Annotated in this window: 21 protein-coding genes; 8 read left to right on the top strand and 13 right to left on the bottom strand. The window is 68.2% G+C overall.

All coding sequences use genetic code 11. The features are described 5' to 3' along the window. Nucleotides 1-8: 8 nt before the first annotated feature. Nucleotides 9-1,154, top strand: a complete 1,146-nt coding sequence (locus tag AC5I49_RS13715) for an acyl-CoA dehydrogenase family protein (RefSeq protein ID WP_495789509.1) — start codon at nucleotides 9-11, stop codon at nucleotides 1,152-1,154. Here the strand turns inward: AC5I49_RS13715 and AC5I49_RS13710 are convergent. Continuing rightward, nucleotides 1,151-3,526, bottom strand: coding sequence for a DUF7948 domain-containing protein (locus AC5I49_RS13710; RefSeq protein WP_160851094.1), 2,376 nt, complete (start codon nucleotides 3,524-3,526; stop codon nucleotides 1,151-1,153). The two genes, AC5I49_RS13715 and AC5I49_RS13710, sit on opposite strands and share 4 nt — an antisense overlap. Nucleotides 3,527-3,987: 461 nt before the next feature. Here AC5I49_RS13710 and AC5I49_RS13705 point away from each other — a divergent pair, with 461 nt between their 5' ends. Next, complete coding sequence (locus AC5I49_RS13705; RefSeq protein ID WP_017405658.1) at nucleotides 3,988-5,919, top strand: RecQ family ATP-dependent DNA helicase; 1,932 nt, start codon at nucleotides 3,988-3,990, stop codon at nucleotides 5,917-5,919. A gap of 100 nt (nucleotides 5,920-6,019) precedes the next feature. Here the strand turns inward: AC5I49_RS13705 and AC5I49_RS13700 are convergent, their stop codons facing one another. The 3 genes from AC5I49_RS13700 to AC5I49_RS13690 all read right to left on the bottom strand — a co-directional run bounded on the left by AC5I49_RS13700 (nucleotide 6,020) and on the right by AC5I49_RS13690 (nucleotide 9,914). Beyond that, the gene (locus tag AC5I49_RS13700) at nucleotides 6,020-6,829 is read right to left on the bottom strand and encodes a DUF4198 domain-containing protein (RefSeq protein WP_495789508.1); all 810 of its coding nucleotides are present in this window, start codon (nucleotides 6,827-6,829) and stop codon (nucleotides 6,020-6,022) included. Between the two features lie 6 nt (nucleotides 6,830-6,835). Next, nucleotides 6,836-7,324 (bottom strand): EF-hand domain-containing protein, encoded by a 489-nt coding sequence (locus AC5I49_RS13695; RefSeq protein ID WP_495789507.1) that lies wholly within the window; start codon nucleotides 7,322-7,324, stop codon nucleotides 6,836-6,838. A gap of 172 nt (nucleotides 7,325-7,496) precedes the next feature. Then, nucleotides 7,497-9,914, bottom strand: a complete 2,418-nt coding sequence (locus AC5I49_RS13690; RefSeq protein ID WP_495789506.1) for a TonB-dependent hemoglobin/transferrin/lactoferrin family receptor — start codon at nucleotides 9,912-9,914, stop codon at nucleotides 7,497-7,499. A gap of 279 nt (nucleotides 9,915-10,193) precedes the next feature. On the opposite strand from AC5I49_RS13690, the gene AC5I49_RS13685 reads away from it, so the two are divergent. The 3 genes from AC5I49_RS13685 to AC5I49_RS13675 are packed head-to-tail and all read left to right on the top strand — an operon-like array spanning nucleotide 10,194 to nucleotide 13,535. Then, nucleotides 10,194-11,567: an aspartate aminotransferase family protein gene (locus AC5I49_RS13685; RefSeq protein ID WP_277849197.1), complete on the top strand. Its 1,374-nt coding sequence runs from the start codon at nucleotides 10,194-10,196 to the stop codon at nucleotides 11,565-11,567. A 7-nt stretch (nucleotides 11,568-11,574) separates the two neighbouring features. After that, a complete protein-coding gene (locus AC5I49_RS13680) occupies nucleotides 11,575-12,648 on the top strand; it encodes a GNAT family N-acetyltransferase (RefSeq protein WP_495789505.1) in 1,074 nt (357 codons plus the stop codon). Beyond that, entirely contained in the window at nucleotides 12,630-13,535 is a 906-nt protein-coding gene (locus tag AC5I49_RS13675; protein WP_016447368.1) for an arginase family protein, read from the top strand. The genes AC5I49_RS13680 and AC5I49_RS13675 overlap by 19 nt, the downstream gene beginning before the upstream one ends. Before the next feature lie 36 nt (nucleotides 13,536-13,571). Here the strand turns inward: AC5I49_RS13675 and AC5I49_RS13670 are convergent, their stop codons facing one another. From AC5I49_RS13670 to AC5I49_RS13630, 9 genes are all read right to left on the bottom strand, one after another. Beyond that, a complete protein-coding gene (locus AC5I49_RS13670) occupies nucleotides 13,572-14,801 on the bottom strand; it encodes a DegT/DnrJ/EryC1/StrS family aminotransferase (protein ID WP_061287505.1) in 1,230 nt (409 codons plus the stop codon). After that, entirely contained in the window at nucleotides 14,794-15,288 is a 495-nt protein-coding gene (locus tag AC5I49_RS13665; protein ID WP_016447366.1) for a DMT family transporter, read from the bottom strand. The genes AC5I49_RS13670 and AC5I49_RS13665 overlap by 8 nt, the downstream gene beginning before the upstream one ends. A 179-nt stretch (nucleotides 15,289-15,467) precedes the next feature. Further along, nucleotides 15,468-15,836 (bottom strand): DMT family transporter, encoded by a 369-nt coding sequence (locus AC5I49_RS13660; protein WP_012202070.1) that lies wholly within the window; start codon nucleotides 15,834-15,836, stop codon nucleotides 15,468-15,470. Beyond that, a complete protein-coding gene (locus AC5I49_RS13655) occupies nucleotides 15,826-16,767 on the bottom strand; it encodes an alpha/beta hydrolase (protein WP_016447365.1) in 942 nt (313 codons plus the stop codon). The genes AC5I49_RS13660 and AC5I49_RS13655 overlap by 11 nt, the downstream gene beginning before the upstream one ends. Before the next feature lie 174 nt (nucleotides 16,768-16,941). Further along, nucleotides 16,942-17,646 (bottom strand): MtnX-like HAD-IB family phosphatase, encoded by a 705-nt coding sequence (locus AC5I49_RS13650; protein WP_016452236.1) that lies wholly within the window; start codon nucleotides 17,644-17,646, stop codon nucleotides 16,942-16,944. Next, a complete protein-coding gene (locus AC5I49_RS13645) occupies nucleotides 17,639-18,583 on the bottom strand; it encodes an HlyD family secretion protein (RefSeq protein WP_392413295.1) in 945 nt (314 codons plus the stop codon). Before AC5I49_RS13645 ends, AC5I49_RS13650 begins: the two co-directional genes overlap by 8 nt. After that, on the bottom strand, nucleotides 18,580-19,338 hold the full coding sequence (locus AC5I49_RS13640) for an ABC transporter ATP-binding protein (protein ID WP_016447362.1): 759 nt from the start codon (nucleotides 19,336-19,338) through the stop codon (nucleotides 18,580-18,582). The genes AC5I49_RS13645 and AC5I49_RS13640 overlap by 4 nt, the downstream gene beginning before the upstream one ends. A gap of 15 nt (nucleotides 19,339-19,353) precedes the next feature. Next, nucleotides 19,354-20,508: an ABC transporter permease gene (locus tag AC5I49_RS13635; RefSeq protein WP_016447361.1), complete on the bottom strand. Its 1,155-nt coding sequence runs from the start codon at nucleotides 20,506-20,508 to the stop codon at nucleotides 19,354-19,356. Continuing rightward, the gene (locus AC5I49_RS13630; protein WP_046982603.1) at nucleotides 20,505-21,974 is read right to left on the bottom strand and encodes an efflux transporter outer membrane subunit; all 1,470 of its coding nucleotides are present in this window, start codon (nucleotides 21,972-21,974) and stop codon (nucleotides 20,505-20,507) included. The genes AC5I49_RS13635 and AC5I49_RS13630 overlap by 4 nt, the downstream gene beginning before the upstream one ends. A gap of 348 nt (nucleotides 21,975-22,322) precedes the next feature. Between AC5I49_RS13630 and AC5I49_RS13625 the strand changes: the two genes are divergently transcribed. The 3 genes from AC5I49_RS13625 to AC5I49_RS13615 all read left to right on the top strand — a co-directional run bounded on the left by AC5I49_RS13625 (nucleotide 22,323) and on the right by AC5I49_RS13615 (nucleotide 25,348). After that, nucleotides 22,323-23,327, top strand: coding sequence for a fimbrial protein (locus AC5I49_RS13625; RefSeq protein ID WP_209670468.1), 1,005 nt, complete (start codon nucleotides 22,323-22,325; stop codon nucleotides 23,325-23,327). A gap of 132 nt (nucleotides 23,328-23,459) precedes the next feature. Beyond that, nucleotides 23,460-24,185, top strand: a complete 726-nt coding sequence (locus AC5I49_RS13620) for a response regulator (protein WP_016447358.1) — start codon at nucleotides 23,460-23,462, stop codon at nucleotides 24,183-24,185. Further along, nucleotides 24,170-25,348, top strand: a complete 1,179-nt coding sequence (locus AC5I49_RS13615) for a sensor histidine kinase (protein WP_043789461.1) — start codon at nucleotides 24,170-24,172, stop codon at nucleotides 25,346-25,348. The genes AC5I49_RS13620 and AC5I49_RS13615 overlap by 16 nt, the downstream gene beginning before the upstream one ends. Nucleotides 25,349-25,369: the final 21 nt, after the last annotated feature.

Genomic DNA, 25,369 nt, shown 5'->3' with positions numbered 1-25,369 from the left:
CAACCGACATGAACTTCCAACGACTGGGCACCACCGCCGACGACCACGCCATTGCCGATGCCGTGGCCCGCTTTGCCGACGACGTACTCGCCCCGCTGGCGCAGCGCATGGACGAAGAGGCGCTGTCCGCCACCTGCCATGTGCCGGGCCTGTCGGCCCTGGGCGTGATGGGCATGAACCTGCCCGAGGCCCTGGGCGGCCCCGGCGTCACGCCCACGGCCATGCTGCTGTCCCTGGTGGCCATCTCGCGCGCCTGCGCGGCCACCTCGTCCATGATCGGCGCCCACTACCTGGGCACGGACGCCGTGCTCATCGGCGGCGACGACGCCCAGCGCCAGCAGTGGCTGCCGCGCTGCGCCAGCGGCCAATGGCTGGCGGCCTTTGCGCTGACCGAACCGCGCGGCGGCTCGCACCCGGCCGACATGCGCACGCGCGCCGTGCGCGATGGGGACGACTATCTGATCACGGGCGTCAAGCACTTCATCTCCAACGCCGCCGAGGCGCGCTTCATGGTCGTCTTCGCCAAGACCGACATGGAGGCCGGCGCGCGCGGCGTCAGCGCCTTCATCGTGCCGCGTGACCTGCCCGGCATCCAGGTCTCGGCGCCCGAAAAACTCATGGGCATCCGCGGCGGCCATGCCTTCGAGGTATCGCTGGACGGCGTGCGCGTGCCTGCCAGCCACCGGCTGGGCGCCGAGGGCACGGGCTTCAAGACGGCGATGAAGGTGCTGGACAACAGCCGCCTGGACGTGGCGGCCACCGCCCTGGGCGTGGCCGAGGCCGCCCTGGCCGCCGCCGCGCAATGGGCCAATCAGCGCCTGGTCGGCGGCGAGCCACTGGCCACGAAACAGGGCATCCAGTGGAAGCTGGCAGACATGAAGCTGCGGCTGGAGTCCTCATGGGCGCTGACCATGCAGGCCCTGGCCTTGCGCCAGGCAGGCCAGCCCTTCACCCAGCACTCGGCCATGGCCAAGCTGCATGCCTCGGAAATGGTGGGCTTCGTCACCGACGAGGCCCTGCAGATCCACGGCGGCTACGGCTACACGCGCGAAATGCCGCTGGAGCGCCTGGTGCGCGATGCGCGCATCCTGCGCATCTACGAAGGCTCGTCCGAAGTGCAGCGCAGCATCATTGCGCGTGGAGTGCTGGGCTAGCGGACGATGCGGATATCGCGAACCACGTCACCCGCAGCCAGCCAGCCGATGCCGCCATCGCCAGGCTGGCTGGCGACCACCGCGCAGGTACCCACGCCCAAAATGGTGACCTTGCCCACCCGACCGTCGGGGATGGCGCAGACATTCTTCGATGCCGGCAGCACCCCGTAGTGAACCGGCAATTCCGAACTGGCCACGGCCGGGGGATGCACATCAAAGCTGCCCTGGTCGAAGCGCTGCGCGCCTTGCTGGGGAAAGACGATCTTTTGTGTGGAAGTGGCTCGAAGGTCGCCCGCGATGCGGGAGACGAAGCCGTCTCGCCCGCCGCCCATAGTGCCTGTGGCGCCGGGAAGGTCGGTCCATGTGGTTCCACCCACCACGACACGGCCCATGGAGTCAATGGCCATTGCGTCGATCACCTCGCCTCCTCGCCCCAGATAGGTGCTGCGCCTGACGGTCAGATCCCCCCGTGTTGGCAGCGAAAAGCGCGCAACAAAGCCGGTAGCGCCCCGATCCGAACGCGACGGTTGCAAGCCCATATCGGCACCTTCAAGGTACCCTGGGTTTGAATTGGGGTGCCTTTCTGTCCAGCCCGTAACCACAATATCGTCGGGGTCATCATCCGTGTCACCTGCCGCAATGACCAGTGCGCTAGAGATTGTTTTGCCTGGACTTGCCAGAAAAATGCTGTTGGGCGCCGCTGTGAGACTGCCCGGTAAACGCGATACAACGACTTCCATATGCCCTTGAACATAAATTTCATGGTCGTGCTGGACACCACTGGCGCGACCCGGAAAATTGGGAGAGTTGGTTGTCGAGCTCACCACTATGTCGCCCGTGCGCGCATTGATGGCCAATGCATCAACCCAAGAACGGCTTCCCTCACCTCCTCCAAGATAGGTGCTTTGCACTATGCCCAAATCACTCGACAGGCGCGATATAAAGCCAGCCACGGTTTGGTCGCCAAATCGCTCCTGTTGCCCGCCCTGTGTCAAAGGGAAGTCGCTGGAGTTCGTGCTCCCCGCCACGAGCAACTCCCCCTTGCCCGCACGGCTGGTATCCAAGGCAATCGCCGTAACTCTGTCGTCTCCCTCTCCTCCGAGGTAGATACTGCGCTGCAGTACCAGATCGCCAGACAAGCGCGCGACAAAGCCATCCCCCCACCGACCACCACCGAAGCTGGATCCGCTCGCAGCCAGGGGAAAATCCGTGGAGTTCGTCTCCCCGGCAACCACCACGTCACCGTTGTCCGTGATCACCAGGGCGTAGACATCGTCACGGCCCGATCCTCCCAGATAGATGCTTCTGGACGCCGCAAGATCGCCTGACAAGCGCGCCACGAAGGTGTTGCGCCCGGGCGGCGCACTGCCCGTGGCGCCATGGAAGTCGGTGGAGTCTGTAACTCCCGCCACGAGGACATCTCCCGTCTTTGGATCAATGGCCAGCGCGTTGATGAGGTCCAGGGCATTGCCGCCCAGGTAAATGCTTTGCCTGATCGTCTTCAAGTCCGCCGACAGGCGAGACACGAAACCATCTTCATCTCCAAAACGCCCTCCACCTGCCACACCAGGAAAGCTGTACGACTTGGTCCACCCTGCCACGAGCACATCCCCCGTCTGCGGATCAATGGCCAGTGCATGGATGCCATCCCACCCATTGCCCCCCACATACGTACTGCGCAACAAGGGATCAATCACCAGCGGCAGCGATGCGTCATAGGCCCCCAGTGCAAAGCCGTAGCCATCGCCAGCCGCGTTGAGCGCATAGCGCACCGGCACATCGACACGCCCCTGTTGCGTCTGCTGGAAGGCCACGGGCGCCGTATAGGCCACGTCGCCATGCCCGGTTGCAGCGATCAGCTCACCCTCCTCGCCCAGGCGCAGGGACAGCGCACCACCGAGCTGCACCTGGATCTGCGCGGCATCGGCATGGGGCGCCACATGAAAGAGTTTCTCCACATTGCTGCCACGCGCTGCCAGCTCCACGTTGACGCCGGGCCATGCCTGGCCCAGTTGCACGTTGTGGTAGGTGGCGGCGTGGTAGCTGCGCGGGCCGGTGAAGTGGCGTACCTGTACCTGGGCGGCCTCCCCGCCCTGCGGCGCCAGCGGCTGCGCGCCGACCAGGGTTTCCGTCAGCCGCCAGCCGGGCTGGCGGGTAAGCTCGGCATCACGAGCCGGACCCGGACGCGCCCGGTCTGCACTGCCGTTCACGGGACCGGGCAGGCTGTAGACGATCTGGCCCTGCTGCGTCACAAAGACGGCCCCGGCGAAGGTCCTGGCCCTGAAGGCGACGGCCGGGTCGAACTGGCCGCCGTTGGCTTCGAAGGGCACGGCCAGACCCTGCAGGGCCTGGCTGACCTGCTGCATGGGCATGGGCACCGATGGCTCAGACACTGCCGCAGCCACCGCTCCCTGCCCGGTCCAGGTGAGCAACAGCCCAAGCCCTGCGGCCCATGGACCGTGAGCCCGCTTGCGCACTGATCGCACTGATTGATGTCGCTTCCACATATCCAGCCTCCCGTTTCGTTGCGAAAAAATGCAGCTTATGGAGTTTGTTTTTGGCTGGAAATCCGGCGACCACGCCGTCCTATCTCCTAGGAATAGTCTGTTGGACGCCGTTGAAAACCGTGCTACACAAGTCGCCTGTGAGCAGGAAATGCGCAGGGAGAATGGGCTGCCAGGCCTTCCCGAAACCCCATGACCCTCGCAGCCCTTGCCGGGGGAGCACAATTGCGGGTTCCGGCCCTTGTGGCCGGAACCGTTTTTTGGGCGCTTGCCCTGCATTCCCGCTTCGCCAACTCGCGGCACCGCCGCCCCTTCTCCGAAAGCCTCCGTTGTCCGCCGCGCATTCCGTCCTGCAAGCCGTGTTCGGCTACGAACAATTCCGCGGTCCGCAGGAGGCCATCGTCTCGCACGTGGTCGCCGGCGGCGATGCGCTGGTGCTCATGCCCACGGGCGGCGGCAAGAGCCTGTGCTACCAGGTGCCGGCCATCGTGCGCCAGCAGCAGGGCCACGGCGTGGCGGTGGTGGTGTCGCCGCTGATCGCGCTCATGCACGACCAGGTGGGCGCGCTGCACGAGGCCGGTGTCAGCGCCGCCTACCTGAACTCCACGCTGTCCTATGACGAGACGCAGGAAGTCGAATGGCGCCTGCAAAGCGGCGACATCACCTTGCTGTATGCCGCGCCCGAGCGCCTGAACACGCCGCGCTTCCTGGGCCTGCTCGACGACCTGCATGCCCAGGGCAAGCTGTCGCTGTTCGCCATCGACGAGGCGCACTGCGTGAGCCAGTGGGGCCATGACTTCCGGCCCGAGTACCGCGCGCTGAGCGTGCTGCACGAACGCTATGCGGGCGTGCCGCGCATCGCGCTCACGGCCACGGCCGATGCGCTGACGCGCGCCGACATCGTCGAGCGGCTGCAGCTGGAGAGCGCGCGGCACTTCGTCAGCAGCTTCGACCGCCCCAACATCCGCTACCGCATCGCCGAGAAGAAGGACGTCAGCAACCAGCTGCTGCGCTTCATCGAGCGCGAGCACGAGGGCGAGGCCGGCGTGGTCTATTGCCAGTCGCGCAAGCGCGTGGAGGAGCTGGCCCAGACGCTGAGCCAGGCCGGCGTGCCCGCCCTGCCCTACCACGCGGGCCTGCCCTTCGAGACGCGCCAGCTGCACCAGGACCGCTTCCTGCGCGAGGACGGCATCGTCATCGTCGCCACCATCGCCTTCGGCATGGGCATCAACAAGCCCGATGTGCGCTTCGTGGCCCACGTGGACATGCCCAAGAACATCGAGGGCTACTACCAGGAAACCGGCCGCGCAGGCCGCGACGGGCTGCCCGCCGACGCCTGGATGGCCTACGGCCTGTCCGACGTGGTCAACCAGCGCCGCATGATCGACGAAAGCCCGGCCGAGGACACCTTCAAGCAGGTCATGCGCGGCAAGCTCGATGCCCTGCTGGGCCTGGCCGAGGCCACGGACTGCCGCCGCGTGCGGCTGCTGGCCTACTTCGGCGAGCAGTACGGCCTGGGCGCACCGGGAGAAGACGCAGAGACGGACATTGAAGGCCGGCCGCTGCAGCGCGTGGCAAAGACCGCCTGCGGCAACTGCGACAACTGCCTGGAGCCCCCGGCCCTGTGGGATGGAACGGACGCCGCGCGCAAGCTGCTGTCCACCATCTACCGCGTGCACGAGGCCAGCCAGCTGACCTTTGGCGCGGGCCACATCATGGACGTGCTGCGCGGCAAGGACACCGAGAAGGTGCGCCAGTACGGGCACGAGAAGATCTCCACCTTCGGCCTGGGCAAGGACTACAGCGAGCCCCAGCTGCGCGGCGTGATGCGCCAGCTGCTGGCCACTGGCGCCCTGGGCCTGCACAAGATCACCAGCGAGAACAGCGGCCACAGCTTCGACACCCTGTGCCTGGCCGAAGGCTCGCGCGAAGTGCTGCGCGGCAATGTCCAGGTACAGCTGCGCGAGGCCGTCGCAGCGCCGCGCACGCGCACCTCCAAGCGCGCCACCCAGCCCAACGCTGCCGCCGCCAGCCTGGGGCCTGATGCCCAGGTGCGCTTCATCAACCTCAAGGCCTGGCGCGCCGAGGTCGCGCGCGAGCACAACCTGCCGGCCTATGTGATCTTCCACGACGCCACGCTGGCCGCCATTGCCGAGCGCAACCCGGCCTCGCTGGACGACCTGCAGGGCATCAGCGGCATGGGCGCCAAGAAGCTGGACGCCTATGGCGCCGAGGTGCTGCGGGTGGTGGCCACGGGCTGAGGCGCATAGCCCTCATGCACATCGCATGGGGCAGGGCTTCACCATGAGAAAAGGCCTGCACCTCCATGGCGTCAGGCCTTTTTCGTGAAACCGGAACCCCTTACTGCGCCAGCACCCTGAAGGTCAGCGTGTAGTTGTTGCCGTACTGCGGCGCGGCGGCGCCGGCGGGGGCGTCGGCGCGGTAGCGCACCAGGGCCAGGTAGATGCCGGACTTGGGCAGGGCGTAGGAGATGCGGCCCTCGCCATCGGTGGTCAGTGCATCCACGCTGTGCTGGCTGGCCAGGTCCATGGCCGAGCGGAAGATTTCCACCTTCTGCGCGGCCAGCGGCCTGCCGTCGTATTGCACGGTGAAGTCGAACTTCTCGCCCGCGAACAGGTCGGCCGGATGCGTTACGGGCACGATCTCCAGGCCCTTGCCTGAGGGCGCGAGCGCGGCCCGGCTGGGCTTGCCCACCGTGATGTAGGTCTCGGAGACCGACAGCGACTGGTAGTGGCTCAGCAGCCTGGCATCGGCCGGCGTGGGAGTGGCGGGATCACGCGCCGTCTCCACCTTGCCGTTGCGCTCCCACGAACGGAAGACGGCGCCCAGGCGCGGGCCGGTGCTCACGCGGTAGGTGCCTTTCTCGTCGGGCAATTGGTGCTCGGCCACGGTGCGGGTCTTGAACTGGCGCACATCGGCCATGGGCGTGACCGAGCCGTCGGGCGCCGTCACGGCGAAGCGCGTTTCGCCAAAAGCCACTTCGGGGATGAAGAACTTGTCGGCGAAGCTGGCGTCCACGCTGATGACGGCCCGGGGCGAAGCCTCGAAGCTGGTGGGCAGCAGGTAGGGCGTGTGGGCCTGGGCGGAGATGCACACGGCCGACAGCAGCGGCAGCCACCAGGCCAATCGCTTGGATGGGGTTTTGGCCATGTCCGCTCAGGGCTTCTTGACGTCGTTCTTGTCCACGACGCCATCGGCATTGACGTCGGCTTCCTTGAAGCTGCGTTCGGCGATGGCCATGTCTTCTTCCACGGTGTATTTGCCGTCGCGGTTCCTGTCCACGATGCCGAAGCGCACATGGGCCTGCTTCATGGACTGGGCATAGCGCTCGTCGGGCTGGCGGCCCGCGTACTGCTGCTTGAGGCGGGCCTCGAACTCGGCCACGTACTCCTTCTCGCTGAGCCAGCCGTCGCCATTGGTGTCGCCGGCCAGGAAGCGCTGCTTGCGCACGGTGTCGTACTCCTGGCGCGTGACCACGCCATCACGGTTGGCGTCGTAGCTGCCCATGAAGGCAGACTGGCCATGCCCGCCCGCAGGCTGGGCCGGGCCGCTGGCGGACGGTGCCGTGGGCGATGCGCAGGCGGTGAGCAGGGCCGCCAGGCCGGCAGCGGCCAGCATGCGGTGGGACAGAGAGAACTCGATCATGAAACGACTCCTGAAGTAGGCAGATACAGCGGCGGCTGCGATGGTGGTGGAGGCTTTCCGGCCGACACCGCCGCTGTAGGGAAGGCCGGCCGGCCCCTGGAGAAACTCCTCGGATCCGCGCCACGCGGCAAGTGAAGGTGGCGTGGATGCAATGGCATGGTGCGCAGGGTGCTCAGAACGCAACGTTCATGGACACGGCGAAGGTGCGGCCCGGGTTGCTCAGCAGCTCGATGTCGCGGCGGTCGCGCGCCACGCCGGGCTGCAGGCTGCGGGTGCTGGAATAGTCCCAGTAGCGCTTGTCGCCCAGGTTGTAGATGCCGGCGTTCAGGCGCACGTTCTTTGCGACCTGCCAGTAGCCGGCCAGGTCGAAGATGGCATGGCCGGGCACGCGGAACAGCTCGGTGGTCGGGTCGGTCAGGCCGGTGCCCGCGTTCAGGTAGCTGTCGCGGTTGGTGGCCACGGCCTGCTTGCCCGCGACGAAGGTGCCGGTCAGGTTCAGGCCCCATTGCCGGGCGGGTGCGTCATAGCCCACGCCGACGATGGCCTTGCGCGGCAGCACGCTGTCCAGCGGCACATCCTTGTCGCCTGCGTAGTAGGACTTGGAGGTGCCGCGGCTGATGCCCAGCGCCCAGGTGGAGTACAGGCCCCTGGCGGCGGGCATCCACTGGCCGTGGTCCAGGCGCGCGCTGGCCTCGAAGCCGTAGATCTTTGCGCTGTCGCGGTTCTCGGCCTGGTAGATGGTGCCGATGTGGGCGGGCACGTTGACGAACAGGTCGGGACGGCCCGCGCGCAGGTAGCGCGTGTAGGCGATGAAGTCGGAGTACCTGGTATAGAAGACCGAGCTGTTGAAGGTCACGCCCGGCGTGGGCGAACCCTTGAGGCCGAAGTCGAAGGCATTGCTGCTTTCCTCCTTCAGGTTGGGGTTGCCGACCAGGGCGTACTGGCCTGCCGCGTTGTAGTTGCTGGCCATGTTCCACGAGCCGAAGATCTCGCCGGCCGAGGGCTCTCGCCCGCTGCGCTTGAACTGGGCATAGGCGCTGAACGTGGGCGTGAGGTCATAGACCAGGGCGAGGCTGGGGCTGAGGATGGTGTTGCCGCGCGTGCCGCCGTAAATCTTTTCCACATCGGCGGCCGTGAGCACGCCCGAGACGAAGTTGTCCAGGTCGCGTGTCTTGATCTCCACGCGGTCCACGCGCAGCGCGGGAATCAGCGCCAGGCGGCGGCCGCCGGCCTGGAAGCTGATCTCGTCCTGCAGGAAGGCGCCGTAGCGGCGGGTGGTGGTGTCGGGCTGGGGCTTCATAACGGGCGTGCCGGTAGCGAAAACGTTCCACGGCCGCTCCGTGTCCTGTGTCGATGCATTGACGCCAAAGCTCAGGCGGTGGCGGTCGATGCGCTTGTCGCCCGTGCTCGAGAAACCCCAGGTGCGCGTCTCGTTGCCCGAGACGTTGTGCACCTTGGCGCCCGTGGCCAGCGTGGTGGTGTCGGTGACGTCGTTGGTGTCCGTGTTCTGGAAGTACAGCCGCGTGTCCAGCTGGTCCACCCAGGCGCCGGCCGGTGTCCACAGGTGCTGCAGCTGCAGCGTGTTGCGGCTGGTGTCGCTGTTCTGGCGCGAGCTTTCGGTGATGCTGGTGTTGGTGGTGTCCCAGCCGTGGAAGGAGGTGTCGTTCTTGCGGCGGTACAGGTCGGCCGACAGCACCAGGCGGTGGGCCGGGTTGATGCGCAGGCCGCCCTTGAGCAGCAGGGCGTTGGAGTTCCAGTCGTCGGGATAGCTGTTGACGATGGCGCTGTGGTTGCGCGTCTCGTGGCCGTCGCGGCGCGAGTAGGCGATCAGGCCGTCGAGGTCGCCCGAGCGGCCAGCGGCCGTGAAGCTCTCGTTCCAGGAGCGGTCGGCCGTGTCGTGGCCGATCTTGCCGCCCAGGTAGGAGGTCTTGCCGCCCACCAGGTAGTCCTCGGCGGACTTGGTGCGAAAGCCCACCGAGCCGCCGATGCCACCGGCCGCGCGCCGCGCCGTGGTGGTGCCGGAGAGGATGTCCACGGCCGAGAACATCTCGGGGTCGATGAAGTCGCGGCCCACGCCGAAGGTGTTGGCACCGACACGGCTCACATAGGGGCGCGTGGTGGCGTCGGGCATCTCGACGCCGTCCACATCCATGCCGATGCGGTTGCCCTCGATGCCGCGGATGTTGTAGCCCGTGGTGCCCGAGCGGTCGAAGCTGCTGCGGTTGCGGCTGGTGCCCGAGGCCGTGCCGGGCGCTGAGACCAGGGGCTGGTAGCGCACCACGTCGGCCATGCTGCCGGCCTGCTCCAGCGCCGGGCCGCTGACGGTGGTGGAGGCGCCCGGGGTTCGCTGCGCGGGCTCGGCCGTGTCGACCACGTCGACCTGGGCCAGTGCCTTGGTGGGTGCCTGCGCCATCAGCCGGGCCTCATCGTCCAGGGCCCGAGGCCGGGGCTGGGCCCAGGCGCCGGACGTGGCCAGACCGATCACGGCGGCCTGCACGGCCACGGCCAGCAGGCTGGGCCGCAAGGCCGGCGCAGCGCAGGGATTCCAGAAAAGGGAGACAGGGGCGCAGGAGCGTGAAGATGGAGCCATGGCAGGAATCGGGGAACGAGGGTTGCTGGCTAGCTGCCGACCTCTTCGCGGAGTGCTCTTGCGAGACCATTGATTCCCCCGGGTGTGATTTCTTCCTGCTGGCTTTCCGCGATTCTCCCATCAATTGATAATGATTATCATTTGTTTTGTATCATTTACGTCACAGGGGCAGATCACGGTCCCGCGCGGACCTCCTCCACAAACCCCACACAAAGACTCGACAGCGCAGCAAGATTGCCCGCTCACACTGCGGCGGCTGAATATCTGGAGCCCTTTGCTGTGACCAATAACGCCCAACTCCTGGCCGACGAAGCCAAGTACTGCTCGTTCGGGGATACCGTCCACTACGTCAATCCCCCCAAGATCTTTTCGGGCTGCGAAGGCAGCTACATGTACGACGAGGCCGGCACGCCCTACCTCGATCTGCAGATGTGGTATTCGGCCGTGAACTTCGGCTACAAGAACAAGCGCCTCGAGCAGAAGATGATCGAGCAGCTGCAGACCCTGCCCCAGGTCGCCAGCCAGTACCTGCACCCCACCAAGATCGAGCTGGCCAAGTTCATCGCCCAGGATGCGGAGCGCAAGTGGGGCCATGCCGGCCGCGTGCACTTCAACGTGGGCGGCGCCCAGGCCATCGAGGACTCGCTCAAGGTCGTGCGCAATGCCAGCGGCGGCAAGAGCCTGATGTTCGCCTTCGAGGGCGGCTACCACGGCCGCACGCTGGGCGCCTCCAGCATCACCTCCAGCTACCGCTACCGCCGCCGCTACGGCCACTTCGGCGACCGCGCGCAGTTCATCCCCTTCCCCTACCCGTTCCGCCGCCCCAAGGGCATGACGTCGGAGGAATACGCGGACTCCATCGTCCGGGAGTTCGCGCGCAAGTTCGAGAACGAATACCACGCCATCTGGGACCCCAAGACCAACCAGTGCGAGTACGCGGCCTTCTACGTGGAGCCCATCCAGGGCACGGGCGGCTACGTCGTGCCGCCGCCCAACTTCTTCAAGGGCCTCAAGAAGGTGCTGGACGACCACGGCGTGCTGATGGTGGTCGATGAAATCCAGATGGGCTTCTGGCGCACCGGCACGCTGTGGTCGGTGGAGAACTTCGGCGTCAAGCCCGACGTGCTGGTCTTCGCCAAGGCGCTGACCAACGGCCTCAACGCCCTGTCGGGCCTGTGGGCGCGCGAGGAGCTGATCAACCCCACCATCTTCCCGCCGGGATCGACGCACTCCACCTTCGCCTCCAACCCGCTGGGCACGGCCCTGGGCCTGGAAGTCATGAAGATGACCCACGAGATGGACTTCGGCCGCCAGGTGCGCGAATCGGGCGCCTACTTCCTCGAAGGCCTCAAGGAGCTGCAAAGGCGCCACAAGGAAATCGGCGATGTGGACGGCCTGGGCCTGGCGCTGCGCGCCGAGATCTGCACCGAGGACGGCTTCACGCCCAACAAGGCGCTGCTGGACAAGATGGTGGACATCGGACTCGAAGGCGGCCTGGAATACAAGGGCAGCAAGCGCGGCCTGGTGCTGGACGTGGGCGGCTACTACAAGAACGTGATCACCTTCGCGCCCTCGCTGATGATCTCGCGCCCCGAGATCGACGAGGCCATGGTCCTGCTGGACCAGTTGCTCACGAAAGCCAAGGCGGCCTGAAGGCGCGATGCCCGCAGAGCGCCTGCACAACCAGCTCGAACCCCCAGGCCTGCTCGCGCAGTTCGCAGCCCATCCTCCCGAGGGCTTCGCACTGCTGCAGGACTGGCCGGCGCCGGCCTTCACGGCGCCCTTCGATCTTCTGACCACGGCGGACGACGCGCTCAAGGCGCGTCTTTTGTCGTTGCCCGGTGGCGGCTGGCTGTCGCGCCGGCTGCGCCTGTCCACCGATTTCGTGGGCACCACGGTCAGCGAGTACGCCGTGCTGCCCATGGGCATCCCTGCCGCCCAGCAGGCTGCCGCGCTGCGTGCGCGCGCAGGCCGGCGCATGCTGACCATCGTCAAGGACCTGCCCCAGGATTCCCCGCTGCTGCCGGACGCCGACAACGCCCATGCACGGGCGCTGGCGCAGGCCCTGGCCGATGCGGGCTTCTTCCTGGTCGAAGGCCAGGCCCTGGCACATGTGCCCATCGACTTCTCCAGCCTGGACGAGTACCTTGCGCGCCTGTCCAGGAGCCGCCGCCAGAACCTGCGCCGCAAGCTCAAAAGCCGCGCGCAGCTGCAGGTGCAGCGCATTCCCACGGGCGCGGCCTTTGCCGATGACGCCTGCGTCGATGCCTACTACGCGCTGTTCGATGCGGTGTATGCGCAAAGCGAGATCCACTTCGACAGGCTCACGCGCGATTTCTTCGCGGCCGTGCTGCGCGATGCAGGCAACGGCGGCCTCGTCTTCGAGTACCGCGCGCTGCAGGACGACGGCGCGCCCGGCGCGCTGCTGGGCTGGAACCTGTGCTTCGAGCACGGCGGCAAGCTGATCGACAAGTACATCGGCCTGTCCTACCCGGCCGCACGCGAGGCCAACCTCTACTTCGTGAGCTGGATGGTCAACCTCGAATACGCCATCGAACGCGGCCTGAGCCACTACGTGGCCGGCTGGACCGATCCCGAGGTCAAGGCCCAGCTGGGCGCCAGCTTCACCTTCACGCAGCATGCGGTCTTCATCCGCAACCCGCTGCTGCGCGCACTGGGCCGGCGCTTTGCCGGCCACTTCGAAAGCGATCGCCAATGGAGCGAACAGAACTGAATGCCCAGCCGGTCGTGCTGGATGTGGATGGCTCGGTGGGTTCCTTGCCCGGCGAGCTGCGCCTGCCGCTGCAGCACTGGCAGGAGCAGGTGCGCTTCGGCTGCGGCCTGCGGCGCTTCGCGCGGTTCCGCGCGGCGCTCGATGCACAGCTGCCCGCCGCGCATGGCACGGCCCTCATGGGCAGCGGCGACTTCCACCATCTGAGCTGGCCGCTGATCGAGCGCTGCATCGCGGCGCGGGCCCTGTCCTCAGGCCGGCCGCTGCGCGTGGTCGTGCTGGACAACCACCCCGACAACATGCGCTTTCCCTGGGGCGTGCACTGCGGCTCCTGGGTGCGCCGCGTGGCCCTGCATCCGGCCGTCTCGCATGTGCACGTGGCCGGCATCACCTCCGGCGACATTGGCCGCGCGCACGCCTGGGAGAACTACCTCACGCCGCTGCGCGCCGGCCGCCTGAGCTACTGGAGCGCGGGCGTGGACACGGGCTGGGCGCGCCGCCTGGGCGTGGACTCGGCCTTTCGCAGCTTTGCCAGCGTGGCCGAGCTGTCGCGCACGCTGGCGCGCATGCTGCGCGAGCAGGCCCAGCCCACCTACCTGAGCATCGACAAGGACGTGTTCGCGCCCGAGGTGGTGCGCACCAACTGGGACCAGGGCCGCATGCTGGAGAGCGAAGCCATGGACATCATTGGCGCGCTGTCCGGCCAGATCGTGGGCAGCGACATCACGGGCGATGTGTCTTCCTGGCGCTACGCGACCTGGTGGAAGCGCTGGATGAGCGCGGGTGACGGCCAGGACACGCAGATCGGCGCGCAGACGCTGGCCACCTGGCAACTGGGCCAGCATGCGTTCAACGAGCGCCTGGTGGAGCGTCTGCAGCAGGCCGGCTGAGGCCCCACCGGGGCTGCGGCGACCGGGGCTGCGAGGTCAGGCGGCGGCCTGCTTCGTGGCGCTTTCCAGCACCTGGACCAGATCGCCAAAGCGCGCGTCGTCGAACCACAGGCTGTTGCCCACGGCCACCAGGCGCTGCGCCCAGTCGCGCCCCTGGTCCACCACGTCCTGGCGTGCCAGGCCCAGCACATGGTCGTAGCGGCCATAGTCGGGCAGCACATGCACGAAGGGCAGCGACAAACCCCAGCCCCGCCCCCATTGCGCGCGCAGCAGCGCATCGCGCGTGGCGGCATCGCGCAGGCGCAGCAGCAGCACGGGCCAGACGCCTTGCGCGCCCGGCACGGTGTCGCCCACCACCTCGATGCCATCGATGGCCGACAGCCAGGCGCCGCGCTCACGCGCCTGGCGCTGCAGTTGCTGCTGGAAGTCCGCCAGCCGCGCCAGTGCGCGCCGGCCCACGCGGCGGCGCCAGGTGCCCAGTTCATGGCGGGCAATGGCGTCGTCGAAATCATCGCCGGCGGCCTGCACCCAGTCGCTGCGCGACAGCGCATCGCGCAGGGGGCGGCCATAGGCCAGGTCCAGCCCGGCGGGGCGGTACAGCGCCGCATAGCCCAGCAGCTCCAGGCTGCGGCGCAACTCCCAGCCCCGGTCCTGGCGCACGCTGGCTGCATGTGTCTCGCGCAGTGCCTCGCGCAGCGCGGGGTCGCGCGCCAGCAGCACGCCGCCCTCGAAGGTGGTCAGGCCCTTGCCCACGGCCAGGCTGTAGAAGCCCACATCGCCCTGCCAGCCCACGGGCTCGCCGCGCAGGCGTGCGCCCAGGGCCTGGGCCGCGTCCTCCACCACCCAGGCGCCCACGGCGCGCGCGCAGTCCACGGCCGTGGCCACGTCGGCCACGCGGCCGCACAGATGCGTGGGCAGCACGGCCAGGGTGCGTTCGCTGCACAGGGCGCGCAGGCGCGTGGGGTCCATGTCCAGCGTGTCGGGATGCAGATCGCACAGGCGCAGTTGCAGGCCGCAGTGCGCCACGGCCAGGGCCACCAGCGGGCAGGTATAGGCGGGGGCGATGACTTCGCTGCGGCCCGGCGCCAGGCGGCGCAGGGTCTGCAGCGCCACCATCAGCGCCGAGGTGCCAGAGCATTCAAGCTGCACGGCGGGCACGCCCAGCCACTGTGCCAGCGCCGTCGCCAGGTCCGCGTCGCCCCAGGGCAGCAGGTCGGCCGCGCGCAGCGGCAGGCCTGCCGTGGGCGGCAGCATGCGTTCAGCCATGGCGCGTGCCGTGCTCGGCCGATGCCGCCAGATGCGCGGCGCCCGCGCTGGCCGAGCCCGCGCCCGGATTGCCGCCCGCATGGCCCGGCGTGTCGTCGTCTGCGCCGGGCCCCTCGGCCTCCTGCGTCTCGCTGACCGCCAGGCAGGCGATGCCGGCCACGATGAACAGGCAGCCGATGATCTGGGGCATGCCTATGCGCTCGTCGAACAGCCAGTACGACAGCGCCAGCACGGAAAGAATCTCCAGATGCGATGCCGCAAAGGCCGGGCCGATGGGCGCGCGCTTGAGCAAGGTCATCCACGAGAAAAAGGCGCCGATGTAGCCCACGAAGGCGCCATAGATCCAGGGCTGGCCGAACACGCGCGCCAGCCAGTCCACCGAGAACTCCAGCGGCAGCGCCGCATTGCCGGCCTGCTTGAAGCTCAGCTGGGCCAGCGTGTCGAAGGCCATGAGCACCAGAAAGCCAATGAAATAGAAACGTTTCATCTCAGTTATTCACGGGGCTGCGCGCCGCCCGCATCGTATGAAACTGGCGATCCCCAAAGCCAGGGACACCGAGGAAGGGCCGCCCCGCACCGAGGGTGTCGTCCCCCTCCCGCGAAGCGAGAGAGGGCGCCGTGCACACGGGGGAAGGCGCGAAGCGACTCAGGGGGTGCTGTTTCATCTCAATGCAGGCCCACGATGGCGACGCCTATGGACACCAGAACGATGCCTGCCACGCGCATGGGTGCCAGCTTCTCGGCAAACAGCAGCCGGCCCGCGATCATGATGGCCACGATGTTGATGGAGCCCAGCAGCACGCCCTCGGACAGCGGCACCAGCGAGAGAAAGGCCAGCCACAGCACGAACTCGGCCACATAGCAGCCCACGCCCAGCCACAGCCAGGGCCTGGAGGCCATGAAGCGCCAGCGCGCCAGGCCGTCGAGGTCACCGGGCTGGCTGGCAGCGGCCTTGAAGGCCAGCTGGCCGCCGCTGTCCACCAGCACGTTCAGCACCCACAGCGTGATGACCAGCGGCGAGAGATCACTGCCCATGCGGCGCAGCCTCCACAGCCCGGCCTTCGCGGGGGGCGGCGCCGCTGGCGATGCGCGCCACGAACTCGGTGGTGCGCGCGATCACGGTGCGGCGGTCGCGGTCGATGGTGACCATGTGGTAGCTGTTGTCCAGCAGCACCAGCTCGACATGGGCCTGGCTGGCGCCGTGCACGATGTCGTGGGCGTTGGCCACCGACGAGATGTCGTCGTTGCGCGCATGGATGACCAGGCAGGGCGAGCGCAGCTGGGGCAGGCGCGCCAGCACATGGGCCGAGAGGCGGCGCAGCTCGATGATGGACCACCAGGGATTGCCCGGCAGGCCGGCCGCCGCGCTGTCGCCCGAATGCATCTGCTCGACCACGCGCGCGCGCAGGGCCTCGTCCTTGATGCCGTAGGGCGGCTGCTCCATGAACACGCTGCGGCGGCCAATGCCCAGCGCGCGGAACAGCGGCAGCAAAAAGGCCAGGCGCGTGTAGAAGGGGATGCTCCAGCCGTCGTAGCGGAAGGTGGTGGACAGGGCGCAGACGCCGTCCACCTTGTCGGGATGACGCTGGGCCACGGCCAGCGAGAGCACGGCGCCCATGGACAGGCCGCCGACCACCACATGGTCCACATGCTGCGACAGCCGCTGCAGGCCGCCTTCCACGCTGGCCAGCCAGTCGGTCCAGCGCGTGTCCACGAGATCTTCCATGCTGCCGCAATGGCCGGCCAGCTGGACCGCATAGACGGTGAAGCCCTGCTTGTTCAGCCCCTTGGCCAGCAGGCGCATCTCGGCCGGCGTGCCCGTGAGCCCGTGCACCAGCAGCACGCCGGTGCGCGCGGCAGCGCCCGTGCCGGGCATGACGAATTCATGCTCGGTCACGCAGACGCTGTCCAGCCCCGTGGCAGGCTCGCTGCGCTGAACCAAGGAGAGCCCATCACTCAAATTCATGTCAATTTTCCATGACGCTGCGCGTCGCCCTCTGTCCATGAAACTGGCGTGCCCCGAAGCCAGAGACACCAAGGAAGGGCCTTGGCCGGCCGCGCCGCCCCGCACCGAAGGTATCGTCCCCGTTGGGGGGCGCCGTGCAACGGGAAGGCGCGAAGCGACTCAGGGGGTGGTATGTCATGCCAGCGCCTCCAGGCCCAGGACGACCTTGTCGAGCAAGGCCGTGGCCTGCTCGAAATGCTCGAAGGGCGCATGGGCGATGCCCCGGCTTTCGCAGTGGGCGATGAGCTTGTACTTGGCCAGCACGAAGTCGGCGCGGCCCGAGACGCAGAAGTCCGAGGTGCTGTCGCCCACATAGAGCACGCGGCCATGCTGGGCCTGCTGCTCGGCCAGGCGCTCGCACTTGCAGTTGCCGCTGGCGCGCGCGCACTGCGCGCTGGCCCAGGGCGAGTCCAGGCGCCAGCTGCGCTCGCCGGTCGGCACCAGACGGTTGGCGATGACCTGCAGATGGCCCAGGCCATGGCGCTCCAGCACATGGCGTATGGCGTAGTCGATGCCGTCGCTGACCACCTGCACCACCATGCCGTGGGCCTGGGCGGCCGCCACGAAGCCGGCGAAGCCGGGATCGATCTCGATGGTGTCCAGGTGGGCGCGCAGCTCGGCCTCGTCCATGTCCAGCAGCGCGACCTGGCCCTTCATGCATTCGCGCGAGCCGATCTCGCCGCGCTCCCAGGCGTCTTCCAGCTCCTGCCAGCCGGGCTTGCCGAAGCGGTTGAGCAGGGTGTCGGTCACGTCCAGCAGGCTGATCGTGCCGTCGAAATCGCTTTGCACCATCCAGCCGGGCGCGGCGGTGTCCAGATACAGGGGAATGCGCTTATTCATGGAACTGCACCCTTACGTTTTGGCCCACGCGCACGGCGGCGGCGGGAGCTTGCTCGAAGACCAGCACACATTCGATGACACGCACCGGCCCGCGCTGCTGGTCGTCCTGCAGCCGCGCCGTGCCATAGACGGGGCTGATGCGCAGCACGCGTGCCGAAGGCAGCTGCTGCTGTGCGGCGCCATCGGCATCCAGCGTCACCGTGGCACGCATGCCTTCGCGCACGGCGGCGGCGAAGCTTTCGTTGATTTCGGCGCGCACCTGCAGCGGGCGCTGCGGCAGCAGCACCACGGCCGGCGTGCCGGGCACGGCCTGGCTGCCCGCGTGGGTGGCCAGGCGCACCACGGTGCCGGCCTCGGGCGCGCGCAGTTCCTGGCGCTTGTGCTGGGCGCGCAATTGTTCGAGCTTGCGCTGTGCCACCTGGGCCTCGGCCGCGGCCACGTCGATCTCGGCCTGGGCATCGCGCAGCGCCTGCGCGGCCTCGTCCACGTTCTGCGCATCGGCGGCGCCTTCGCGCGCTGCGGCCTGCCAGCGCGCCAGGGTCTGCTTGAGCTGGGGCAGGCGCGCGGCGCGTGCCTTCTGGCGGGCCTTGGCCAGCTGGGCCTCGGACTCGGCCACGGCCAGGTCGGCCTGGCCCGTCTCGTCGGCCAGCCTCAGCAGCAGCTGGCCGCGCTGCACGGACTGGCCTTCCTTGACGGACAGCTGCTGCACCACGCCGGCCACGGCGGGCGACAGGTCCAGCAGCCCGCCTTCCACCTCGATCTTGCCGCGCGCCACGGCCACTGCCGCCGGGCCGTTTTGCTGCGCCCTGGAGCTGGCCTGGCCCGCATTGGCGGGCGCATCGTGCGAAGGACCGCAGCCCGCCAGCAGCGCGGCGGCGGCCAGCGCCGCAGCCAGTCCGGCAGTGGAAGCGGCAAGGCCGCTCAGGGGGTGCTTCATTGTTTTTCCTTCAACGGGGAGGTCTGGCGCCAGTCGCTGCGGATGGCGCCGTCCTCCATGCCGAGCACGCGGTCGGCATGGCGCACCAGGCGCGGGTCATGGCTCACGCACAGCACGGTCGTGCCATGGTTGCGCGCCGCGCGGTGCAGGATGTCGATGACGCGCTGGCCGCTTTCGGCATCCAGCGCACTCGTGGGTTCGTCGGCGAACAGCAGCTGCGGCGCCTTGGCCATGGCGCGCGCAATGGCCACGCGCTGCTTTTCGCCGCCCGACAGTTCGGCCGGGCGCATGTGGGCGCGGTGGGACAGGCCGACCTCGTCCAGCGCCTGCTGCGCGCGGCGCAGGGCCTCGTCGCTGCGCAGGCCCATGTAGCCCAGGGGCAACTGCACCTGCTCGATGGCCGTCAGTGCCGGGAACAGGTTGAAGCCCTGGAAGACGAAGCCCGTGTGGCGCAGGCGAAACTTCTCCAGCGCCCGCGTGCCCAGCTTGCCCAGGTCCTCGCCCAGCGCCATGGCGTAGCCGCTGTCCGGCGCCTGCAGGCCCGACATCAGCGACAGCAGGGTGCTCTTGCCGCAGCCCGATGGGCCAGAGATCAGGCTCAGTTCGCCCGCGTACAGCGATACCGACAGGCCCTGCAGCACCTGCACGCTGACCATGCCCGACAGGAAGGACTTGCACAGCCGCACGGCCTCCAGGCTGGGCGCCGTGCGAGGCACCGCCGTGGGCGCGGGGGAAGAGGCATTCATCACGTTCATGGTGTCTGGAAGTCTTCAGCGCAGCAGCGTGGCCGGGTCGGCGCGCAGCAGGCTGCGCATGGCGCCCAGGCCCGACAGCAGGGACAGCACGGCCACCAGCACGGCACAGGCCAGCACGGCCGATGCGTTCAGCGCCACGGGCACGCGGTAGGCCGTGGCCACGGCCAGCAGCACGGCGCTGGCCAGCGCGGCCATCACGAAGCCCAGGCCGCCGATCCAGCAGGCCTGCTCCACCACCACGCGGCCCAGGGCCGCGCGGCTCACGCCCAGCGCGTTGAGCACGGCGTACTCGCGCGACGAGGCAGCCACCACAGCCTTGAGCGACTGGCTGGTGACCACCGAGCCCACCAGGCAGACGATGACGGCCATGAACAGCACGCCCGCGCCGGCGCCCGTGTCGAACATCCAGTAGCGCTGCGAGCGCCGCGCGAATTCCTTGGCTGTCCATGCCTCGTAGGGGCCGAAGCTGGGCGTGGACTGGTTCAGGCGCTGCTGGACGGCCTTGGCCGAGGCGCCGGGGCGCACGCGCGCCACGAAGTAGGTGCTGCCCTGGCCCGGGTCACCGGCAATCTCGCGCGCCGTGGCCAGCGAGGCCAGCACGTTCACGCCGCCCAGGCCGCGCAGCCCGTCCACGGCGGCCACCACCTGCACGCGGTGGTTGTTGACCCAGGCCACGCCGCCCTCGCTGGCGCCCAGCGTCTGCAGGTCGGCCCGGTCCACGATCACGGCGCCGGGTTCGCGCAGGCGCTGCCGCTGCCAGGGCTGGAGCACGCGGGAAAACAGCATGGAGGCATCATCGGTGGCAATGCCGGACAGGTAGACCGACACGCCGCCGCCGTGTTCGCTGGCCGCGCCGCCGGCCGGCGTGCTGGAGCGCCAGTCGCCATCGACCCAGACGTAGGGCTCGACGGCAGTGATGTCCGGGTCCATGCGCAGGCGCATGTCCACGTCGCGGCCGATGGTGCGGCCGAAATTCACGCTCTGCGTGCCCGGGTAGCCGATCCACAGATCGGCCGAGGACGCCGTCACATACAGCGCGGCCGATCCGAAGATGCCCAGCACCAGCGCGGCCTGCATGGCCAGCAGCACGCCGGAGAAGCCCACCGCGAAGACGGAGGGAATGAACCGGCGCCACTCGTGCACCAGCGTCTTGCGCGCCAGCGCGATCATGAGGATGCCCCCTGAGCCACGGGCGCAGGGCCGTTGCCGGAATCGTCCTCCGGCCTGTCCTCGGCAGGCAGCGGCGCGCCGCCCAGGGCCTTGTACAGCGCCACATAGGCCAGGGCATGGGCGGCCAGGGCGGTGGTCTGCTCGCTGCGCGCCTGCAATGCGGCGCGCCGGGACGCCAGACCACCGAACTCGCTGTCCAGGCCCAGCTTCTGGCGCTGGTGCTGCACGCGTTCGCGCTCGGCCAGCACCTGCTGCGAGTCCTGCAGCGCGGCGATGCGCTGGCGCTGGGCACCGATGGCGGCCAGGGCGGATTCGACCTCGGCCACGCCGTCCAGCACGCTCTGGCGGTAGCCCTGGATGGCAGCCTGCAGCGCCAGCTCGCTGGCATCGGCCTGCGAGCGGCGGCGGCCCCAGTCGAACAGGGGAATGTCGATCTGCGGCCCGAAGGTGGGCGCGTTGTCCTGCGTCGTGCGCAGGTTCTGGGTGATGTTGAACGAATACAGCAGCGAGCCGCCGATCACGAAGCGCGGGTACAGCGCCGCTTGCGCAATGCCCTGCTCGGCTGCGGCGCGTTCCACGCCGGCCTGCGCCACCTGGATGTCGGGGCGCGTGCGCAGCAGGTCGGCCGGAAGGACCGCCACGCCCAGCGCCTGCGGGCCGGGCAGCGGCGCTGTCGCATCGGCCTGCAGCCATTGCGCATCGGGCCGCGTGCGGCCCAGCAGTGCGGCCAGCATGTGGGCGCTGCGGGCCTGGGTTTCACGCAGGCCCGCACGCAGGGCAGCGCTCTGGCCGGCCTGCAGCTGCAGCTGGCGCACGGCCTCGGCCGTGCCCAGGCGCTGCTGCTGGCGCACCTGGGCCAGTTGCAGGGCACGCGCATCCAGCTGCGCCTGCTCGTCGATCAGGGCCAGCTGGCGCTGGGCCATGCGGATGTCCAGGTAGCGGTGCACCACGTCGGCCACCAGGGCCACGCGCGCTGCCTGCAGGCGGCCCCGTGCATCGAGCACGGCAGCTGCGGCATTGCGCTCGCCGGCCTCGCGGGCGCCGAACAGGCCCAGGTCCCAGCTCACGTCGATGCTGGCGTGGAAATACGAGTCGATGGCTGCGATGTCCTGCAGCGTGCGCGCACCGGCCGTGAACACGGGCCGGAAGGCAGCGCCGGCCGTGCCCGCCAGCAGCCGCTGCTGGCGCAGGCGCGACTGGGCCTGGGACAGATCGAGGTTGGCGGCCAGCGCCTCCTCGACCAGGGTGTTGAGGGATTCATCGCCCCAGGCCTTCCACCAGCCCTGCAGGTCGGGTGCGGCGGCCGAGCCAGGTGCACCCGGCGCGGCGGCGGGCAGGGGCTGTGTCCACTGCGCAGGCACCGAGCCGTCGAGCTGTGCCGGGGGCGGCGATGAGCAGCCGGCCAGCGCCAGGGCGGCGCCCAGGCACAGGCTGGAGAGGCGTTGCGTCGCGGCGGCGTGGTTCACGGGATGGACAGGCGGGAGGGGATGATCGAGGGGGAGGACCGGGAAAACGAGGCCAGGGAACCATGTCCCCGGATAGCCATTGGACGCGGCCAAGCTTGCGCGAGGTTGCAGGCTTTATGGAGGAAACATGGAGAACGCGGCGCCGTGCGCAAGCCTCTCTTGCCCATCCCGGGCGGGAGCCAGTCGCGGACCGCGCCAGATTACCGCGGACTCGGATGATTCCGAGTTTATTTTCAGAACACTCCGATTCCAATGCCGCATACAGGTCGGTATATTGACCGGATATCGCGCCCGGTGCCGCCTGTCCCAAGGACATTGATCCATATCTTCCTGGCTGGAGTCCACAGCATGCCTTTCACAGCCATCTTGCGCCATGCATTGGCCATGCCGCTCCTCTTGATTTTCTTCATGGCCCCTATTTCATCCTGGGCGCGTTGCTCCTCCCAGGGCTGGAATGCCCAGTTTCCGGGTTCGGCCAACACCCCCACCATCGTCAACGAAAATTATCCGATTGGCAGCGTTGTCTATTCCAGGGCAATGGCTTTGCAAAATACCGGGGCCGGCAGCTACCACATTTCTTGCGACAATGATTTTTATTACATAGAAGGCATTGGAACGGAAAGCGGTGGAATATATTCCACCTCCATTCCCAACCTGGGCATGAGAATCACGTGGGAAAGAGCCGCGCCTTATTCAGGGTCCATGCTGAAACAGGGCATATTCCATTCACTGCCAAGCAACAACATGACCATCGAGCTCGTGAAAACCGGGGAACTCACATCTGGCGGTTTCCTGAATGGCAGCTTCGCACGAATCTACTCTGGGACCAGCAATGCCCGTGACTTGCTGGCCACGGTATTCTTTTCGAGTGGCATCACCGTCAACGTCAGCAGCCGCCCCAGGCCGCCGACCTGCCGGGTGTCCACGGGCAAGATCGACGTGGCCATGGCCCCCGCCCCGTTCGCCGATTTCAAGGGAATCGGGACCGTCACGGCAGCCAAGGACTTCAGCATCGAGTTGACCTGCGCGGGAGGCGAAGCCAATACACGCCTGACCGCCTTCATCACGCTGACGGACGCCACCCAGGCGACCAACCGATCGAGCACGCTGACGCTGGCCCAAAACTCCAAGGCCCGGGGTGTCGGCATACAGGTACTGAGAAACAACGTGCCCGTGAGCTTCGGCCCCGACTCCGGCAGCCTGGGCAATGCCAACCAATGGAATGCGGGCCAGGTCGCACAGGGGCAGAACAGCCTGAAGATTCCGCTGAGCGCGCGCCTGGTGCAGACAGCCGGCAGCGTGACACCTGGCGTGGCCTATGGCAGGGCGACCTTCACGATGAGCTACCAATAGCCGCTGATGGGACTGCAGGAAATGAACAGCGCCAGCCTTGCGCGCGATTGCAGACTTCGTGGAGCCAATATGGAGGGCTGCGGCTCGCAGGGCATCGCACCATAATGTGCGCTTGGCCCTGCCAGCTTTCCCATGAACTCCACAGCACAGCCAACGGCAACCACCCCCCTCGTGCTCGTCGTCGAAGACGAGCCCGCCATCGCCAGCATCCTGACGGCCTATCTCGAGCGGGACGGGCTGCGTTCGCGCATGGCCTCGGACGGGCAGGAGGCGCTGCAGCTGTTCCGCCAGCTGCGGCCCGACCTGGTGCTGCTGGACATCCACCTGCCCGGCATGGATGGCATCGACGTGCTGCGCGCCATCCGCGATGACAGCCAGACGCCCGTGATCATGGTCACGGCCCTGGCCGACGATGTGGACAAGCTGCTGGCCCTGCGCCTGGGCGCCGACGACTACGTGGTCAAGCCCTTCAATCCGCCCGAGGTCGTGGCCCGCGTGCGCGCCGTGCTGCGACGCACCCAGGCGCGCAAGAACCCGGCGCCCGCGCCCATCCGCGTGGGCCCCATCGAGATCGATACCGAGGCGCACAGCGCCGTGGTCTACGACAACGAGGGCCGCGCCCTGCCGCTGCCCCTGACGCTGACCGAGTTCCGCCTGCTGGCCTGCCTGGCGGCCCAGCCCCGGCGCTGCTTCTCGCGCTCCCACCTGATCGAGCACTGCCTGCCCGAGAGCGATGCGCTGGAGCGCGTCATCGACTCGCACCTGTCCAAGCTGCGCCGCAAGCTGCAGCTGGCCGGCCAGGAAGGCCTGATCGAAACCGTGCGTGGCATCGGCTACCGGCTATGGCCCTGGGACTGAGGCCCAACCGCATCTGGGTGCGCTTCGGCCTGTGGATCACGGCCACCGTGCTCAGCACCATCGCCCTGCTGGCCATCGGCGTGCTGGTGTTCTCCGAGATCCAGTACCGCGACTTCTACAACAGCCTGCCGCCGGCCGTGCAGATCGAGCTGGACGAACTCAACGCCCAGTCGCTGGAGGACAGCCCGCGCGCCATGCAGATCTATGGCCAGTACTGGACGGGCGATCTGCTGTTCGGCGAGAAATGGTCGCTGGTCATCGGCCTGCTGGTGTGCCTGCCCTTCGGACTGGCCGTGGGCTTTTGGGTGTCTCGCCTGGTGACGCGGCCCCTGGCGTCCATGGTCGAGGTGGCCAAGCGCGTGGAGCTGGGCGACTTCAGCGCGCGCGCCCTGCCCGGCAAGGCCCACGGCGAGATGGCCGAGATGGTGGTGGCCTTCAACCGCATGATCGATTCGCTGGAGACGCTGGAGACCGAGCGCCGCGCCACGGCGGCCTCGATCTCGCATGAGCTGCGCACGCCGCTGACGGTGCTGCAGGCGCGACTGCATGCCATCTGCGATGGCGTCATCGCGGCGGACGACACCGAATTGAACACCCTGCTGTCCCAGGTCGAGCACCTGGGCCGGCTGGTGGACGACCTGCACACGCTGTCCATGGCCGATGCAGGCCAGCTCTCGCTGCAAAAGCAGCGCATGGACCTGACCCTGCTGGTGGCCGAGACGCTGGACCAGCTCCACCCCCAGCTGCAGCAGCACGGCATGCAGCTGGACCTGTCCCTGCCCGGCCCCACCGACGAAGGCATGACCGACATCCGCGCCGATGCCGACCGCATGCGCCAGATCCTCTCCAACCTGGTCAGCAACGCCATGCGCCATGCGGCCAGCGGCGCCTGGCTGGGCGTGGCGCTCACGGTGGAGTCCGATATCGAAGGCCGCGCCTGGGCCGTGCTGCGCATCAGCGATGCAGGCCCCGGCCTGCCCAGCGAGCTGCGCGCCCATCCCTTCCAGCGCTTTGCCCAGGTGCCCGGCAAGCGCCGCCGCGAGGGTTCTGGCCTGGGCCTGTCCATCGTCAAGGCGCTGACCCTGTCCCAGGGCGGCAGCGTGGAGGCCGACGATTCCGAGCGGGGCGGCGCCCGCTTCACGCTGCGCTTTCCGCGCATCTGAGTCTCGGGCCCCTGGGCCCTG

Source organism: Delftia sp. (assembly GCF_059499305.1).
Note: the sequence above shows the minus strand (reverse complement) of the source record. Positions and strands in the feature narration are given on the sequence as shown.